General features: G+C 59.6%; 25 protein-coding genes. 11 read left to right on the forward strand and 14 right to left on the reverse strand.

The window, feature by feature from the left end; genetic code table 11:
- Nucleotides 1–3: 3 nt before the first annotated feature.
- From KBY99_RS03520 to KBY99_RS03540, 5 genes are all read left to right on the forward strand, one after another.
- Complete coding sequence (locus KBY99_RS03520) at nucleotides 4–585, forward strand: hypothetical protein (protein ID WP_254997389.1); 582 nt, start codon at nucleotides 4–6, stop codon at nucleotides 583–585.
- Between the two features lie 728 nt (nucleotides 586–1313).
- Nucleotides 1314–2330 carry a hypothetical protein gene (locus tag KBY99_RS03525; RefSeq protein WP_254997390.1) on the forward strand — a complete coding sequence of 339 codons (1017 nt, stop codon included), beginning with the start codon at nucleotides 1314–1316 and terminating at the stop codon, nucleotides 2328–2330.
- Between the two features lie 35 nt (nucleotides 2331–2365).
- Nucleotides 2366–2818 (forward strand): hypothetical protein, encoded by a 453-nt coding sequence (locus tag KBY99_RS03530; RefSeq protein ID WP_254997391.1) that lies wholly within the window; start codon nucleotides 2366–2368, stop codon nucleotides 2816–2818.
- A gap of 227 nt (nucleotides 2819–3045) precedes the next feature.
- The gene (locus tag KBY99_RS03535; RefSeq protein ID WP_254997392.1) at nucleotides 3046–3348 is read left to right on the forward strand and encodes a hypothetical protein; all 303 of its coding nucleotides are present in this window, start codon (nucleotides 3046–3048) and stop codon (nucleotides 3346–3348) included.
- A 535-nt stretch (nucleotides 3349–3883) separates the two neighbouring features.
- The gene (locus KBY99_RS03540) at nucleotides 3884–4471 is read left to right on the forward strand and encodes a sigma-70 family RNA polymerase sigma factor (protein WP_254997393.1); all 588 of its coding nucleotides are present in this window, start codon (nucleotides 3884–3886) and stop codon (nucleotides 4469–4471) included.
- Between the two features lie 31 nt (nucleotides 4472–4502).
- Here the strand turns inward: KBY99_RS03540 and KBY99_RS03545 are convergent, their stop codons facing one another.
- Nucleotides 4503–4640 (reverse strand): hypothetical protein, encoded by a 138-nt coding sequence (locus KBY99_RS03545; RefSeq protein ID WP_254997394.1) that lies wholly within the window; start codon nucleotides 4638–4640, stop codon nucleotides 4503–4505.
- A 346-nt stretch (nucleotides 4641–4986) separates the two neighbouring features.
- Here KBY99_RS03545 and KBY99_RS03550 point away from each other — a divergent pair, with 346 nt between their 5' ends.
- The 5 genes from KBY99_RS03550 (at nucleotide 4987) to KBY99_RS03570 (ending at nucleotide 7491) form a co-directional block, all read left to right on the forward strand.
- Complete coding sequence (locus tag KBY99_RS03550) at nucleotides 4987–5205, forward strand: hypothetical protein (protein ID WP_254997395.1); 219 nt, start codon at nucleotides 4987–4989, stop codon at nucleotides 5203–5205.
- 62 nt (nucleotides 5206–5267) lie between these two features.
- On the forward strand, nucleotides 5268–5666 hold the full coding sequence (locus KBY99_RS03555; protein WP_254997396.1) for a LexA family protein: 399 nt from the start codon (nucleotides 5268–5270) through the stop codon (nucleotides 5664–5666).
- Nucleotides 5667–5823: 157 nt separating this feature from the next.
- On the forward strand, nucleotides 5824–6147 hold the full coding sequence (locus KBY99_RS03560; protein WP_254962242.1) for a hypothetical protein: 324 nt from the start codon (nucleotides 5824–5826) through the stop codon (nucleotides 6145–6147).
- A gap of 345 nt (nucleotides 6148–6492) precedes the next feature.
- Nucleotides 6493–6840, forward strand: coding sequence for a hypothetical protein (locus tag KBY99_RS03565; RefSeq protein ID WP_254997397.1), 348 nt, complete (start codon nucleotides 6493–6495; stop codon nucleotides 6838–6840).
- A 498-nt stretch (nucleotides 6841–7338) separates the two neighbouring features.
- Complete coding sequence (locus KBY99_RS03570; RefSeq protein WP_254997398.1) at nucleotides 7339–7491, forward strand: hypothetical protein; 153 nt, start codon at nucleotides 7339–7341, stop codon at nucleotides 7489–7491.
- A 104-nt stretch (nucleotides 7492–7595) separates the two neighbouring features.
- Here the strand turns inward: KBY99_RS03570 and KBY99_RS03575 are convergent, their stop codons facing one another.
- Nucleotides 7596–7832, reverse strand: coding sequence for a chlorophyll a/b-binding protein (locus KBY99_RS03575; RefSeq protein ID WP_254937202.1), 237 nt, complete (start codon nucleotides 7830–7832; stop codon nucleotides 7596–7598).
- Nucleotides 7833–8082: 250 nt separating this feature from the next.
- On the reverse strand, nucleotides 8083–8226 hold the full coding sequence (locus KBY99_RS03580) for a chlorophyll a/b-binding protein (RefSeq protein WP_094560385.1): 144 nt from the start codon (nucleotides 8224–8226) through the stop codon (nucleotides 8083–8085).
- Nucleotides 8227–8492: 266 nt separating this feature from the next.
- Between KBY99_RS03580 and KBY99_RS03585 the strand changes: the two genes are divergently transcribed.
- Entirely contained in the window at nucleotides 8493–8663 is a 171-nt protein-coding gene (locus tag KBY99_RS03585) for a hypothetical protein (RefSeq protein ID WP_254937203.1), read from the forward strand.
- A gap of 132 nt (nucleotides 8664–8795) precedes the next feature.
- Here KBY99_RS03585 and KBY99_RS03590 read toward each other — a convergent pair whose 3' ends face one another.
- The 11 genes from KBY99_RS03590 to KBY99_RS03640 all read right to left on the reverse strand — a co-directional run bounded on the left by KBY99_RS03590 (nucleotide 8796) and on the right by KBY99_RS03640 (nucleotide 14356).
- Complete coding sequence (locus KBY99_RS03590; RefSeq protein ID WP_254937204.1) at nucleotides 8796–8948, reverse strand: hypothetical protein; 153 nt, start codon at nucleotides 8946–8948, stop codon at nucleotides 8796–8798.
- A gap of 16 nt (nucleotides 8949–8964) precedes the next feature.
- A complete protein-coding gene (locus tag KBY99_RS03595; protein WP_254937205.1) occupies nucleotides 8965–9225 on the reverse strand; it encodes a hypothetical protein in 261 nt (86 codons plus the stop codon).
- 128 nt (nucleotides 9226–9353) lie between these two features.
- A complete protein-coding gene (locus tag KBY99_RS03600) occupies nucleotides 9354–9566 on the reverse strand; it encodes a Nif11-like leader peptide family natural product precursor (protein ID WP_254937206.1) in 213 nt (70 codons plus the stop codon).
- Nucleotides 9567–9715: 149 nt separating this feature from the next.
- Nucleotides 9716–10264, reverse strand: coding sequence for a hypothetical protein (locus tag KBY99_RS03605; RefSeq protein WP_254937207.1), 549 nt, complete (start codon nucleotides 10262–10264; stop codon nucleotides 9716–9718).
- A gap of 3 nt (nucleotides 10265–10267) precedes the next feature.
- Nucleotides 10268–10831 (reverse strand): hypothetical protein, encoded by a 564-nt coding sequence (locus KBY99_RS03610; protein ID WP_254997400.1) that lies wholly within the window; start codon nucleotides 10829–10831, stop codon nucleotides 10268–10270.
- Nucleotides 10832–10942: 111 nt separating this feature from the next.
- The gene (locus tag KBY99_RS03615) at nucleotides 10943–11584 is read right to left on the reverse strand and encodes a hypothetical protein (protein ID WP_254997626.1); all 642 of its coding nucleotides are present in this window, start codon (nucleotides 11582–11584) and stop codon (nucleotides 10943–10945) included.
- Nucleotides 11545–11994: a hypothetical protein gene (locus KBY99_RS03620; RefSeq protein WP_254997627.1), complete on the reverse strand. Its 450-nt coding sequence runs from the start codon at nucleotides 11992–11994 to the stop codon at nucleotides 11545–11547. Before KBY99_RS03620 ends, KBY99_RS03615 begins: the two co-directional genes overlap by 40 nt.
- Nucleotides 11995–12164: 170 nt before the next feature.
- Nucleotides 12165–12323 (reverse strand): hypothetical protein, encoded by a 159-nt coding sequence (locus KBY99_RS03625; protein ID WP_254997402.1) that lies wholly within the window; start codon nucleotides 12321–12323, stop codon nucleotides 12165–12167.
- A gap of 284 nt (nucleotides 12324–12607) precedes the next feature.
- A complete protein-coding gene (locus tag KBY99_RS03630; RefSeq protein ID WP_254997403.1) occupies nucleotides 12608–13411 on the reverse strand; it encodes a hypothetical protein in 804 nt (267 codons plus the stop codon).
- A 13-nt stretch (nucleotides 13412–13424) separates the two neighbouring features.
- Entirely contained in the window at nucleotides 13425–13922 is a 498-nt protein-coding gene (locus KBY99_RS03635) for a hypothetical protein (protein ID WP_254997404.1), read from the reverse strand.
- Nucleotides 13923–13927: 5 nt separating this feature from the next.
- Nucleotides 13928–14356 (reverse strand): hypothetical protein, encoded by a 429-nt coding sequence (locus tag KBY99_RS03640; RefSeq protein ID WP_254932206.1) that lies wholly within the window; start codon nucleotides 14354–14356, stop codon nucleotides 13928–13930.
- Nucleotides 14357–14359: the final 3 nt, after the last annotated feature.

Raw genomic sequence — 14359 nt, forward strand, 5'->3', positions numbered from 1 at the left:
GCCATGGCCACTGATTCAGGCACTATTGCCGTCGCCCAGGCCGCCCAGCAGATCGCTCTGCAGATGCTGGAGGAGCGCGGCCGCGGTGCGGTGCTCGTGGGCGTCGCCCGCGTTGACACAGCTCTGGAGCATCTGCTGCAGGCGGTGATGATGCCCGCTCCAGCCAAGGGCGACGGACTATTCCTGCCGGATCGTCCGCTGGGCTCTCTCGGCGCCAAGGTGGCCCTGGCTAGTCGCCTGGGCTTGATTGATGCCGGCGTGGAGCGGGCCCTCAATGCCCTCCGCAAGCTGCGCAACGCCTTTGCCCACTCCGCCGAATCAGCCTCCCTTGCCGATCCTGCCCACAGCTCTCGATTAGCGGAGGTCTACGAGCTTGCCCGCGCCAATCCCCTCTGGAGGCCGCTGGATACGGTGCTGGCAGCCCAGCCGCCGACGGCCCATGGGCCATTGGACCAAGCCCTGCGCGACTACATCCTGCTGGTCACAATCCTGGTGGCCTTTCTAGAAGCCACCGCCCAGCAGCTCAAGCCAATCCAGCCACCTGTAGTGATGGAGCTTGGCGGCGTGAATGCTGTGAACGGCTGAGCAACCTTGACCGGATACACATTCGGCAAGATCTGCCACACAGGTCGTTTCATTCTTCGAGGCGCCGAGTCATGCCAACTGTGCATGGCCTTGACCACGCCCCTCGCTGGAGATGGCGCCATTCGCTGAGCCCTCAACGGAGCCCCTCAGATTCGCCCACACCGCGGGGCCCCTTCACTCGTCTGCCAGCGGCGAATGCTTGCTCATCTGGCTCAGCAAAGAGTGCTGAGGCCGTGGGCTGACCAGGTTCGCGAGGCTCTTGGATGAGCCGGTCAACAAGCTGCAGGAAAACAGCCCAGCCAGGGCAACCGCAGTCGACGAATCCTGAGTCTGAGGCGCTGCTGTTCTTCAAAGAGCTGGGGGCTGAGGGGCCCTCTATCAGCAGACTTCGGTGGGGTTGAGCAAAGCCATCGCCGAACTGGAAGCAGACAAGGAAGCCAAGGCGCTGCTGATACCCGTTTCGGCCCGTCGCTGGCGAAATAATCTACCCAGTGATCTCAGGAGGGCACCTCGAAAAATTCGGGATCTGCGGGATCCTGTAATTGAGACTCATTGCCCCGTCTGCCCAGGCTTGAGTGCTCCGTCTTGGTAGAGGCTATTTTTCGAGGTGCCCAGGAGTAAGATTTCGATTGAGTTTTATATAGATCCCCAGGACGCGATGTTTAAGCGATTGGAGAAATAGGCATATTGCCATGTATATTCACCCCAAAGACTACTATGAATGAATTATGAACTCCATTCAAGCCCACTCGGACGATCTTGGATTTGACAGCGAAGGCATTCACTTAATGGCCTCCATTAAATACTGGGCGTTGCTGGACGAGGCAGGCAAGAGCGTGTCATTCAGCAGGCTTCGTAAGCATTTCATGAATGATCAGAGCAAAGACCGCGAAAGACAGGCTTACGGCAATAGAAAATATGAATGGATTCAGCAGTGGTACGAGCTAACCGCCAAGCTGCTTGGCCTTGGGCCAGTACTGCCAGAAGATCAACTAAATCTCAAAGTCTGTGAGTCCAAATTTACTGAATTAAAGAAGTCTGCAATTTGCGTGGAACTTGCCACGTTCTCATCCTATTACTTGACAAGTGAGAACAAGGAGGGAGAAAGCCTTTCCTTCGACGATGACGACAGAAAGCTTTATCTTAATTATTGTGCGGGGATCATGGATGAAAGCCCAGCAACACTCTGGCTAGCCTGGAAGGAATTTAATAACTGTATTGAAAAGATTGTTAAAGCCAATAGCGGCCAGAATTACACCTGGGCCTTTGTTGGTGTAGGTGTCGCAGCATTGGCGGTATTTGCCCTACCAATTGCTGGCGTTATTGGTGGTGTTATGGGTCTTAGTGGAGCTGCGGCCAGTTCAGCAGGTCTTGCACTTCTTGGTGGGGGATCACTTGCGGCTGGGGGTCTGGGCATGACAGGTGGGTACATTATTCTTGTAGCCGGTGGTGCGATCATTTCTTACGGAACAGGCTCAATGCAGCATCAACAGAAACTACGCGAAATTAGCAAGGAAGATCTACTGATTAACTGCGGCAAGCTATTTGCGGCAGCCAAAGTTTTTGATCTTTATGGGGAGCAAACTGCCGACATCTGCAAACAAGCCCTACGCCTACAGACAGATCTAGAAGCCGATGCCGACAAGGCTTTTCTTAGTGGCAACAAAGAAATTGGACAAGCAATGGAAGCTAAGTCCCAGGTTATGCGTTCATTTCGAAGACTATTAAGGGGTGACCTTCACTAGCATCTTCATCACCAACCTCTTTACTCCAGAAACCAATGGTAAACAAGTTTTGGTCCTTATTCCTTAAAGCTCTTTGGCCAGCACTATGGCCCATCATTAGAGAGACGGTTGTAGAGATCACGCAAGATCTGTTTACACGCCTGAGAGAACTAATTTCAGAACGATTTACTAAGGCGACCTCAGATCAAGAAAAACAGGCAGAACAGAGGGCGGTTGACGCCGAAGAGAAGTCACGAGAGGCATCTGGCGACAACGAGCGGATCCAGGCCGAAGCAGAGGCCAAGGCGTGGAGAGAAGTCGCCCAGCAACTGAAGGCCGACAACGCCACTTTGAGGCAGGAGCTTGAGGAAGCAGTCCGTCTATCTCAAGTTTATGCGCGTAAGCGGATTGATTCTGAGGCTGAACGTGACAAAGCTCAGGAGCGGATTATGAGCCTTAAGCCTCCTTCCGAGGCAGGGAGGCTACCGACAACAGAAAACCAGGACTAACTATAGGCCTAGAAAGTACTTTTGCCAGTTTCTTTTGGTGCCAGTCCAGATATATACTCACCTCAAAGGGCGCTTTTTTTGGTTCCAGCAGTGGATCAGCGTTGATGTTAACAGTGCCGCTTACGGACTACTTGCTACGGTAATGTGTATACACTTGCCGACGCTGCTCTCTAGTCGCATATAAGATCTCTCCCCCAGACCACTTCACTGATGGAAGAACTAAAGAGATGATCTTCCCCTACTTCAAGTTTGCGCAACTCGCCATTCGCCCCAACTGGTACGACAACCTCGACGACTCCAAGGACGAGGAGGCTCGCGTCGCATCCATGCGCACCTCTGCCGGCTGGGAAGCCGGCGAAGGCGGCTGGTCCTCCCCCGACGGCATCCACGAAACCGACTGGGCCGACGAAGGCTGGCCCTTCCCAGAGGACGCCGACTTCGCCACCTGGTTCAGCGCCGCCCACCACAGCGAGGCCCTGGACGCTGGCGTCAACCCCATCCCCTACCCCAATGCTCCGTCCAGCGCCTAATCCCCCTACTTCACGTAGAGAACAGAAGCGGAGCAAGCCTCAGCAGAATAAATAAACCTTCGTCCATTTATAACCAGCTAGACAGTAGCAGGGTAGAAGAAGTTCCAGTAGTCATCTACCAGATGGTTTCTTTAAAGCCATTGCCCAGCAGCTCAAGCAGGCCATGCCACCTCCGAAATTAATAGAGCGCTCTGGGTAACTGAACAAATAGCTGCATAGCGCATATTGCGGTTGGATGGCCTGCACCTCCTGCGCTGAATTGGACGGAAGTGGGCTTATTGAGCTTCTAAACGCTGCCGGAACTGGTCCAACACTTCAGCAATGCAATCGGGTCAGGCGTGGGGATGCTTGCTCAAGGTTGGCTTGCTGCAAAGCGCTCGCGGCAATTGGGTTGCCACCAGGCCGTCAAACACCCACCTGAATCCCTCGTCCAGTCCTCGCGCTGCGTCAAGGATCGGGCCATGCGCCCCGTTGGGGCGTCCTTGTCACATCCCTGCGGCTGGCCGTTGGGGGTGGGGTTCTCTGCCGTCCCCAGATGGCTGCCCCGCTTTCCCGCACTGCCCTCCGTGCCCGCGATGCCCTGGTGCTCCAGCACCTTTCTCTTGCTGATGCCGTTGCCTCAGCTGTAGCCCGCCGCTTCTCCCCTTTGGTCGAGCGGGAGGATCTGATCCAGGTGGCTAGAGAAGCCCTGCTCCATTCAGTCCTGCGCTGTAAAGCAGGTGAGCCAGCTGAGCCCTATCTGCGCCGGTGCATCTCAGGTGCCCTGCAGCATCACCTGCGCGATCGGGTGCGGCTGGTGCGCATTCCACGCCGGCTGCATGAGCAGGGTCTGTGCCCCCTGGGTCACATCAGCCTTGATGGCCATGCCGCTGGCGAGCCGTGCCTGCTCGATCAGCTGGCCAGCCCAGAGCAAGAAGCAGCCGGCCCCGCTGATGATCTGGCGCTGGAGCAGCTGGTAGATCAGCTGCCTGCGCCGCAAGCCACGGCCCTGCGGCTCACCATCCTTGAGGGCCTGTCGCTCCGGCAGGCAGCAGAGCAGCTGCAAATCAGCGCCATGTCGGTGCAGCGGGCCCAAAAGAAAGCTCTTGAGGCTCTGCGCCAGCAGCTGGTGGGGGCGGGATGAGGCCCTATCGATCTATTGCTGCCAGGGCCGTTCAGCGCAGCAGCCCTGGTAGGCGGCGGATCGGCCGCACCTGCGGCTTGAGCGGCGGCGGGATCTGCAGTTGCTGATCGACCCAGTGGGCAGCAAGGGCCGCCAGCAGGCTGTTGCGGTCGCCGTGGATGCGGAGCATGGCGTTAGCTGAAAGTGCTGCCCGCCAGCCTGATCGGGCCGGCCCGCTCCGCCAGCGCAAAAGGCAACAGGGCCGCGCAACCAATGGCACAACCGCGGCCATCAAAAGCACCAGTTCATGCTCCGGGAATGCATGTCATTACGCGCTGCTGCCTAGCAGTTCGAGATCAGCGCCATGCCGGTGTCGCACCGTGAGGTGCGCTTAGCGCCTTTCCGGCGACATCGAAAACTGAGCCAGCTAGCGGACGATCCATCGAGCAATCGACCTGGGGGTGTCCTTGTTCCGCTCGTGCCGGAGGGGGCTGCGGCTTGGCAGCCAATCGCCTGTGGGTTTCTACGGTGCAGCGATGGCCCCAGACCTCAAGCACCCCGCCACTGGCGATTTGATTGTGTTGGCAGGTGATGAGCAGCTTTGGCGGATCGGCTGGCCCGGTGCACCGGTCCTTGTCGTCACCAAGAACGGACCAGACGGCAACGCCATCTACCGGCTAGCTGATCCCAAATGCAAAACCTGGAACAAGGTGGGAGACATGAAGCTGGTTCCCTGGCCAGAGGCAGGCAGCTGAGCCGGTCCAACCCACCTCACCAGGAGTAGAACAGCTGTACTGCTGCCACTACTGGTTTGATGTTGGCCGACCTGCCCATTGGCGAGCCTGTTCCCTTCTGCCCGGGATCGTTGGGTGAGGGCTTGGATCTCCAATCCGCCCTGATTCCCAACCCGGTCTGCACCTTTTACATGCGGGCCAGCGGTAATGGCATGCGCCAGCACGGGATCAACGACGGCGACCTGATGGTGATCGACCGCAGTGTGGAACCCTGCTCCGGCCATGTCGTCGTCGTTGCCCACCAGGGCAGCTTCTTGATGCGACCGCTGTTGCGGCAGGGGGAGCAGTGGTTGCTTGAGCCGGTGCGGCCAGAAGAGGTAGCAATTCCTTTGGACCTGGAGGTCTTTGATCGCTCAGGGCTGTTTGGCGTAGTGGTCCATGCGGTGCATCACCTCAATAAGCCGCGCTTGCGCAAGATCTGATCTGTGCCGCCTTGACCTGACCAGTGCAGAAGCCTCGCTCTGGCTGGGTCGGCTTCCGGTGGGGCTTACTCCGGGTCCTCTCCATTGTGCTTCCTTCCTGCGTCAGTACGCCTCTGGGATCGGTCCCATCGCTGCGCCACACCTGGCGCCGAATCCCATGGCATCACTAGCTGCCCAGTCCAAGTTCTGCCGGCCAGAAGAAGATCCCTTCCTGCTGCTTGATCGCGCTTCGCGCTCCATTGAGCAGCTGTTGCGCCGCGATCTGCCGCTGCGCCGCACCTGGAGCGAGCAGCCCTATGGAGAAGAGGAAATCACCCTCCTAGAAGAGGAGGTGCTGCCTGCCATCGCTCAGTGCCTGGCGCGAATCGATGCCATCGATTCAGCCCTCAGCGCTGCTGGAGAAGAGCTCTATCGCCAAGAGGTATTGGCAGCAGCCCAGAAGCGCCGGGTTCTGCTCCCTGGGGAGGTGGCGCTTATCTGAGCCGGCAATCCAAGGGCCAGTTTCTGCTGGCCCATTTTTTTGGACTGGCTGAAGCCGATCAATTGAAACAACCGAAATTCGGTTGTTTGAACCAGAGCCCTGCCGCCGCCAGTTTTGGGAAGGGCCTCTGGCCCCCCAGCTGGGCGCTCACGGGTGGCTGACAACGGGTGCCTGAAACGAGATGCTTTTTCTTGCCAACTAGCAGGACCGCATCCCTTGAGGTGTTCTCACCGCGCCCCAACTGCTTACAGGCAGGACTCGGCCCCGCTTGCTTTGGTTGATCCCGGCCGTAGCAACCAGCAGGCGGACAGAACCAGCACCGTTGGCTTTGGACACTGCTGGTACTTGGTCGAGCACCCCTTGCAGGCTGCCCTCACTTGCTCGCAGACGGAAAGGGCTACGCAAGTGGCTACGCCACCCTTGCCTGCTGCTGCGCCGTGGGGCGTGACCTGGGGGTACCTCGCCAAAATTTCCATGGCAGCTCCACAAGGCCCCGTCTGCAATATCCGCCTGCTGATCGTCCATCGCTATGCGCCCGGTATCAAAAAGAGTGGCGCTGTGCCCTGCACCGTTGAGCACTTCGGGAGGCGCGGTAAGCCCGTCAAGAAGATGCGGTTAATCCCTGCTGAAAAAGCATTTGCCTTTGCCCGCAAGTTCCAGGGCCTCCCCGGCGTCACCGTCTCAGTCTGCTGAGCCGGTCAGGAGAGCCATCGGCCCCCTTTCTATTGGGGTGCTGGCTTGGTGGCAGGACTAAGGGGTAGGGGAGCGGGGAAAGGGATAAGAGCAGCGGCCTTTCTTGCTCCACCCGCTCCCGCCTGGTCGAGGTTGCGCGGCGTTTGCGGCCGCTGAATAAACCGTGCAAACCGGGCACTTACCGGTGGGACAACAGCGAGTCAGGGGATTCCACCGCTCCCGCCTGGTCGGGTTCCATTGCCCCTTCTGCTCGCTTGTCAGCTGGAAGTAGAGCAGCGGCCTGCCTGCTCCAGCCGCTCGCTCCCGCTCGGGCATTCCGCATAGGCCCGTGCCCGCTGTCGCACCGCTAGGTGCGCTGAGCAGAACCGCCCATTCAGCACCTCAGGTGGGTGGAAGGGGCCCATCGGGTCTGCAAAACCGCTCTCCAGTTTTCCCCGCTTCTCGGGGTGTCAGGTGCGCGTTCTTTGCATCACAGCGATGTTCCCGCTCTCCACCACCATGCAGTCCCTCATTGATGCTTGGGAAGAAGCACAAGTGTCCGGTCAATGGCAGGAGCCCCAGCCCGAGCCCGCCTATCCAGCAGCCTGGTGGCTAATCCAGCTGGAAGAAGAGCACCAAGAGCTCGAGCCTCCACTGCGCTGGTCCGTCTAGCCGGCCAACCGGCGGCCTTGGAGGCCGCCGGTTAATCCATTGGCAACCAACAAAAAAAACCCAGGCAATACCTAGGGGTCAGAAAATAAAAGGCCTGCAGAAGCTCAGAAGCAGAAGGGCAGGAACTGAGTGCGGCAAGCGGCGTAGCCATCAACCAAGGCGCCGAGGCCAATTTGATGGGCGATGCCAAAGCCGGTGAGGCCTTCCACCACGATGCCTGTAACGATGCCAACCATGGCGGCGCGGCCGTTAAACAGTTCAACTTGCTTGAGCTGCTCCATGAGGTTCAGCTGTTCGGTGCTGTCATCAAGCGCTGGGTCGTTAGAAGGAGTGTTGGTCATGGCTTTTGGTGGCGGAACAGTTGCTGGCAAGCAGAAGAAGCAAGAGTTAGAAGCTCAATCGGCAAGATCCGGCTGATTGAGAGCACCAACAATCCAGGCACCGATAAGAACGATGGTGATTGCGGAAATCATCAAACCCTCTTAGCCAGGTCCGTAGGCCGGCTCAGCACGTAGATCGTCATTGCCGAGAGCACAACGGTGATCAGGGCTACGACCGAAATTGCAGTGGTGTAATCGGTTTCCATGACGTTCAACCCAGACCGATTTGGGAAAGGATGCCCTGGCCGGTGAGCAGCTCGGTGCCAAGACCGATCACAAAGCCGAGCATGGCCAGACGGCCATTCCAGGTTTCGGCGAAAGCGACAAACCCGAAGCGAGAAGCGGACTCAGTCATGATTGTGACGAAGTGTTAAAGCCAATGTAACAGGTTGTGAACATGCGATGCAAGGGGCGCCCAGCTCTGGCCTGCTCGGCTACTAGCGACGCTTTCTGTCTGCTCCCACTGACAGGAGCAGCAGCCGCCAGCCGTCACCAGCAGGGTTGATGCAGAGCGCTTTGCCGCAGTCATTGGCGCCCGCTTTGATCTCCATGACAATTGATCATTCAGACCGCAGGCATCTCGCGCTAGCAGCAGAGCTGGTTTCAGGTGAGCAGCAGTCCATGCAGCAGGACCTTGACTACCGGCTTTTGGAATCCACCTACCGTCAATCAGCTGAATACGCAGCGATGGTTCAGCGCTACCCGCTGCTGCGTAGCTGGATCACCGCTTGCGAGTCTTCTGAGCTGGTGGGCCATCCACCTTCGGTGGGCGATGAGCAACAGGCGGCATAAGTTCGCCGAGCCGCTACAGCACCAGCGCCCCCAAGGATTGAGAACTGGAGTTGTGGGAGTTCTGCCGGTGATCAAGGCGAAAGGAGGACCGCCACCGGGGGTGCTGCCCCCGCCCCTGAAAGGGACTAGCAGTTACCCCTCAGCTGAATCCTGAGCAGCGAGGGGATCTGGAAGCCCCTGGGTAATCGCCAGTGCTCGTTTGTAGATGGCACTTGAGGTTGCACCGGCAGCCTCCATGGCGATCCGCATGTTCTGCCAGTAGTGCAGTGTTTTGTCTTGCGTCATGGGAGCTGCTGCGGTGTCAGGCGCAAGCGGCCGCTACGCCGCGGCGCCGGCCGAGCGGTTCGATCCATTCGTTGAGCACAAGCTTGTGCTGAACAAGACGACTAGGCAGGCGGCACCCGAGGTTGATCTGCCCCTCATCTACCAAGCGCCCCAGCCGTAGCGCCAGGGCTTCCTCGTGGCGGGCAAAGGCGCCTTGATGGGAGGCAACCCAGGAGATTTCATGTTCCGTGATCACACCGCTAGAGATCGACTCCAGAAAGACTTCCCCGACTGTCATGAGAGCTGTGTAACGACTTCGTTACATGCTGTCGCGCCCGGCCTCGCTGCGTGGCTCGAGCGGGCTCTGGGGCTGGCTAAGGCAGTGGGCTGACTAGAGCACGCCAGTCCTTGCAGAAGCGTTGGGGCTCAGTAATTGGAGGCTTTATCCGCTCCTTGCACTTCCGCTGCGTTGTGGTGCTCCAGCCAGGCATTCAGCAGGTCGCTTTTTGTCACCCGATAGCCCAGCTGGCGGGCGGTGCGTAGGAGCTCCTGGCGGCTATGGCACTGGCCCAGGACCTGCTGGAGCGCCGGGCTGCTTTCTGCATCAGCCACCAACCGCTCCAGATCAGACCAGCTCATCTACTCAAAGCAGAGATGGGCTCAAGCTCGCGTGAACTGGTGCCTGCTGCCAGGTTCCCTGCGGCACATTGCGGCACATTGGTGCATTGGTGGGGCGTTGCGATCGCAGGAGCGATCTGCTGAGAGCAAATCAAGCCAGTAGCAAGCCCTCAGCTCGCAGTCTTGAGGGCAGCCACCTCTGCCTTGAGGGCCTGCAGCTCATCTAAAAGCGCGCTCACGAGCTTGTCGATATAGCCCTTATTGGTCAGGTCACTGGCCGCAACCGGCGGGTCAGCTGCTGCAGGACAAGAGCCAAAGGTCACCTGGCCGCTGCTGTTCTCAATTCGCCAGGCCGATCTAGAAGACGGCAGCTGGCAGCGAAAGAAGGTGCCGTCGTAGTACAGGTAAACGTCCCGGCCATTGAAGGTTGAAACACCGCCGCTATTGGCAAAGCGCAGCGGGCCGTTCATCACATCGCCAGCCTTATTGACGTAGGTGGTTGCCATCGCAGCGCTGAGCACGCCATCGGCCGTCATGCTCAACCCAGCACCCACCTTGATGCCGCCCAACACCTTGGCCGTCGCTGCGGGCAGGACGTAAAGGGAGGAGGGCACAAACACCTTGGCGTCAGTGCCCAACCTGGCGCTGTTGCCGGCATCAGCCGACACCGCACTCGGACCAGCCGGGCCCTGCAGGTTGGCAGCAAGCGACCAGGCCACCACTCAGCTCAGGGTGTACACGTCGCCCGTGGCGTTATCTAAATACAGATCACCAGGAATCGAACCTGGGATGTCAGCTGCAGGAGCGCCGCTGCCGTTGAACCAGCCCGTACCGCGCATGCCCTGCACGCCAGCTGGTCCTTCCACGCCTTGAGCGCCAGCAGGGCCTATTTCTCCTTGAACACCAGCAACGCCTGCAGGGCCCTCAATTCCCTGTGGTCCCTGGATCGAGCCACCATTCACCCAGGTGCTGGTGGCGAGGTCCCACACCTGAAAGGAGTCATCGGCCTGCACGATGTAGGCATCGCCTTGGGCTGCATCAGCTGGCAGCTCAGTTTCTGTTGCCACCTGGCCCTTAAAGGTGATGCCCAAACCCGCAGCACCCTGGATGCCCTGCTGGCCTTGAACACCATCAGGACCAATCGGACCCTGGATACCAGCCTCACCTTGTGGTCCTTGGACGCCTTGAACGCCATCAGCGCCAGCAAGGCCCTGCACCCCTTGGGCGCCCTGAATGCCTTGCTCACCCTGTGGACCCTTAAGAGAGCCGCCTGCTACCCAAGCCATGGTCAAGCGGGCCAGTAGCCCGGTGTGTCTACAGCAGCTATTGCCGTATCGCACCGCTAGCCGGTGGGTGGCTAACAGCAAGCCGCAACTGCGTTCAGCAAGCGGGCTGGATTAGAGCGACCCGTAGGGGATCTTGCGCATGGCGCGCACGGGTGAAATAAATATCTTGGGCATCCAAGAGAACAAGCCGCTATCGGTACTCAACACGTAGCAATCGCGCGTATCCCTCTCTGATGATGTCCAGTGAATAATTGGTATAAATGCTTCCGCGCCTCCCCACTGAAATGCAGGGTTTAAGCACTGGGCTGGCACGTATGGGGGGAATAGGTAGTCACGCCTTGGCACGGCGCATGGGTTGATCCCATCTCCATAGGCGGGATCAGCTACGTTTGGCGTTGCTGTTGGCTTGAGATGGAAGTAGGCAATCTCCAGCTCGTAGTGCGCTGGCATGTACCAGTCGTCGTAGCCGTTGATATTTAATGCCGCACACCACTGGGCAGCAGGGTGAACACCATTTTGGATCATCCACTCGGTGTTCGCCCAGCCGTCATGCCTGCTGCCGCAACCACCGCTTGGCCCATAGTCCCTATAGGTCGGGTTATAAGCCTGCGGGTAAACCTCGGGCATGCCGGTATTTGAGCCGCCAGTAGCACCCGCATCACGCGGCGCGACGATTAGGTAATGGGTGGGATTGCCATCTGCCGTATGGCTAATCAACCCAGCAAAGTAACCGCCGCCAATCGGTGCGCCCACCTCTGGAACAACAGGAGCAAGCGGCTCAATGCCAAGCGGCACCCAGGTCCCCTGATTTGCCATATAGGCATGGGGAACGCCAGCAAGCACCTGGAAATCACTTGTAGCTGCAGGGCCTTGCGGCCCCGCTGCACCAGTAGGCCCCATGACGCCTTGCGCTCCTGCTGGACCGGGATTGCCTGCAGGGCCTTGCGGTCCCTGTGGACCTTGAGCGCCTTGGCTGCCTTGCACGCCGGGCGCTCCTTGAGGGCCCTGAGGACCTTGAGGGCCAAGGGGCCCTTGATCTCCCTGCAGGCCAACAGGGCCCTCAGCACCAGGCTCGCCAACTGCCCCTGCTGCCCCAGGTGGTCCAGCAGGGCCTGGTGCTCCTGCATCTCCTTGTGCACCAGCAGCACCAGCCGGCCCGGCAAGGTTGAGCGCTTCTAGCCAGCTCATTGGCCCGCGCCAGAGGTGGCGCTGTCTTGGCTTATGGCTGAATCAAGGGAGCGGGCCTCAAGGTTTGGATCCAGCTCAGCCATTGCAATAGCGGGCGCAGAAGCCACTGCCAAAACAGCAAGGTTTCCCCAGCGACCTTCTGCAGCTAGGTAGTACTGCGGCACACCTGCATCAACGCGGAACTCGGTATTACAGGCAGCGCCAGCTGGTCCTGCTTCTCCAGTAAGGCCCGGTTCGCCAGGGGGTCCAGCTGCCCCTGGGGGGCCATCAAGGCCAACAGGGCCAGGCTCTCCAGGGGGGCCATCTATGCCAGTAGGACCCACATCACCAGCTAGGCCGGCCACACCTGCAGGGCCACTTTCACCAGCCGGGCCAGCCAGGCCAGCAGGACCCTGCGGCCCTGCTGGGCCTATTTCACCTGCAGGTCCATTTTCTCCAGCCGGGCCAGCAGCACCTGGTTCTCCGCTTGCTCCAGCAGCACCTGCAGGACCGGTTGGACCAACAAGGTTCAAGCTCTGGTTCCAGGGCATCAATCAGCTGCAACGTTGCCGCGCGCACCGCTTGGTGCGACCTGCTCGCTATTGCCGATCAACCCTCCAGCACATAAAAGTTGCCGCTGAGGTTGTCCAGGTAGTAGTCACCGGGGTTAGCACCACTGATCGTCGGCGGCGGTGGTCCAGCACCGTTAAACCACTGAGTGCCGCCGTTACCGCCCGGCGGCATGGCCCAGGTGCCATCAGCGCAAAGGAACAAGGCGCTAGATCCATCGCTGGGCGGCACACCACCAGCACTGCTGCCGCCACTCCATCGCGTCAGGCTCCACTGCTGGGTTGTGCTGCCGTCGTAAGCAGCGCCCGCAATGCCAGCACCAGGGATCAAGGGCAGCACAGAGCCAGGCGCTGTTCCACCGCCTCCTCCATCGGGTGGTGGGGTGACCTCGGGCTGCCAGATCGGACAGCCCGCCAAGCTCACCAGCAGCGTTGCCGTAACACCGCTGCCGGTGAGTTCTGCTGTGATCGTGTATTCCCTGCGGCTGGTGTAGCCGTGCCGCAGCCGGCCGTTGCCATCGCCGCCAACGGGCCAGGGCAGGGTCTCCGTCACCCCATCACCCCAGTCCACCGTCACCGCATTGGGGGGCGTGGTGCGTGGGTTGAGTAGTAGCTCGATCGGGATCAGCCCGCCCGACTCCGGGCCAGCCGGCTGCCAGCTCAGTTCCAGATCAGCCGCCGGGATCGGCGCACGGCCAAACCCCAGCTGCTCCCAGCGCTGCACCTCATTGGACGGCACCCACACCGCCTCACCAGGACAGCCAGCAGGTGGCAGCAGGCGGATCAGCTGCGCGCTGATGCCACCACTGCTGATCGCAACGCTGGTGCGCATGGCAATGGTCATCTGCTGATCCTCGTTAAATCAGGGGGTCATCCAGCAGCAGATCAGGCAGTGGCTGCTCAACCGGTTGCTGCGCCAGTGCCGTGGCCTGCTCCACCAGCTCTGCCTTGGTTTGGCTGCCATCAAGCTCGACGCCATAGACGCTGTAGCAGTGCTCAAGGATCTGCGCCTTGGTCATGGCCTGAAAATCAGGCGCTGGTACTGGCACTAGCTCGGGCTCTGCTGCTGGTTCGGGCTCTGGTTCCAATTGCGCTTCTGGCAATGCTTCTGGTTCAACAGCAGGCAGTGGCTGAGCTACTTCTTCTGGCTCTGGCGCGAGCGGAGCAGTTAGATCGATCGCAACAGTTGGTGCGACGGGTAGCTCTGCTGCAGCCTCTTGCAGCTGCCAGCCCAGGCTTTGCCAGCCGCCTAGGTGCACCGGCCATATAAAGCGGTGCTCTGCTCCAGCACTGATCCGCACCATTCCCTCAGGAATGGCTGGATCACTTAGGTCATGGCGAACAAGAGTCGTCATGGCGCTCAGGCGGGGATGGTGGCGGTCAGTCCCACGTGCATCCCCTCTGGGGTCTCGGGGCTCACCTCTGCTTTGGCAAAGCAGACCGCTGGCAGGTCCACATCGGCTAAATCAGCAGCATTGAGCTGGATGTCACGTCCACTGATGAACGCCTCCACCCGGCCGCCTTCTGCTGGTAGTGCAACGGTGGTAGCAACCACCCAGCTACCGGTTGTGCCATCACGCAGCACAGGGGCAAAGGACACCTGAATTTCAACAGCAGCAGCAGAGCCTGGGTTACTTGCTACTACTGAGAAGCGTGATGCCGCATCGAGCTTGGTTGTAAGCAGCACCTCTTCTCCAGAGAGGAAGGTGCGCTCCAAATTGCGTATGGCGCTGCGGTTGGTCCAGCCCACCAGGGTGGTCTCCGCATCAAGCAAGGGATTGCCGTTCATGGC

This window comes from Cyanobium sp. Maggiore-St4-Cus (assembly GCF_024345615.1).
In the GTDB taxonomy this organism is placed as follows: Bacteria; Cyanobacteriota; Cyanobacteriia; order PCC-6307; family Cyanobiaceae; genus Cyanobium_A; species Cyanobium_A usitatum.

Bases quoted from the DNA above. Each gene is read 5' to 3' on its own strand.
- KBY99_RS03550 (WP_254997395.1), top strand. From the start codon at position 4,987: ATGGCCCCAGACCTCAAGCACCCCGCCACTGGCGATTTGATTGTGTTG.
- KBY99_RS03545 (WP_254997394.1), bottom strand. From the start codon at position 4,640: ATGCTCCGCATCCACGGCGACCGCAACAGCCTGCTGGCGGCCCTTGCT.
- KBY99_RS03630 (WP_254997403.1), bottom strand. From the start codon at position 13,411: ATGACCATTGCCATGCGCACCAGCGTTGCGATCAGCAGTGGTGGCATC.
- KBY99_RS03625 (WP_254997402.1), bottom strand. From the start codon at position 12,323: ATGGCCCCCCTGGAGAGCCTGGCCCTGTTGGCCTTGATGGCCCCCCAG.
- KBY99_RS03530 (WP_254997391.1), top strand. From the start codon at position 2,366: ATGGTAAACAAGTTTTGGTCCTTATTCCTTAAAGCTCTTTGGCCAGCA.
- KBY99_RS03640 (WP_254932206.1), bottom strand. From the start codon at position 14,356: ATGAACGGCAATCCCTTGCTTGATGCGGAGACCACCCTGGTGGGCTGG.
- KBY99_RS03595 (WP_254937205.1), bottom strand. From the start codon at position 9,225: ATGACAGTCGGGGAAGTCTTTCTGGAGTCGATCTCTAGCGGTGTGATC.
- KBY99_RS03575 (WP_254937202.1), bottom strand. From the start codon at position 7,832: ATGACCAACACTCCTTCTAACGACCCAGCGCTTGATGACAGCACCGAA.
- KBY99_RS03635 (WP_254997404.1), bottom strand. From the start codon at position 13,922: ATGACGACTCTTGTTCGCCATGACCTAAGTGATCCAGCCATTCCTGAG.
- KBY99_RS03525 (WP_254997390.1), top strand. From the start codon at position 1,314: ATGAACTCCATTCAAGCCCACTCGGACGATCTTGGATTTGACAGCGAA.
- KBY99_RS03520 (WP_254997389.1), top strand. From the start codon at position 4: ATGGCCACTGATTCAGGCACTATTGCCGTCGCCCAGGCCGCCCAGCAG.
- KBY99_RS03570 (WP_254997398.1), top strand. From the start codon at position 7,339: ATGCAGTCCCTCATTGATGCTTGGGAAGAAGCACAAGTGTCCGGTCAA.
- KBY99_RS03600 (WP_254937206.1), bottom strand. From the start codon at position 9,566: ATGAGCTGGTCTGATCTGGAGCGGTTGGTGGCTGATGCAGAAAGCAGC.
- KBY99_RS03590 (WP_254937204.1), bottom strand. From the start codon at position 8,948: ATGACGCAAGACAAAACACTGCACTACTGGCAGAACATGCGGATCGCC.
- KBY99_RS03560 (WP_254962242.1), top strand. From the start codon at position 5,824: ATGGCATCACTAGCTGCCCAGTCCAAGTTCTGCCGGCCAGAAGAAGAT.
- KBY99_RS03580 (WP_094560385.1), bottom strand. From the start codon at position 8,226: ATGACTGAGTCCGCTTCTCGCTTCGGGTTTGTCGCTTTCGCCGAAACC.
- KBY99_RS03610 (WP_254997400.1), bottom strand. From the start codon at position 10,831: ATGGCTTGGGTAGCAGGCGGCTCTCTTAAGGGTCCACAGGGTGAGCAA.
- KBY99_RS03585 (WP_254937203.1), top strand. From the start codon at position 8,493: ATGCAGCAGGACCTTGACTACCGGCTTTTGGAATCCACCTACCGTCAA.
- KBY99_RS03535 (WP_254997392.1), top strand. From the start codon at position 3,046: ATGATCTTCCCCTACTTCAAGTTTGCGCAACTCGCCATTCGCCCCAAC.
- KBY99_RS03540 (WP_254997393.1), top strand. From the start codon at position 3,884: ATGGCTGCCCCGCTTTCCCGCACTGCCCTCCGTGCCCGCGATGCCCTG.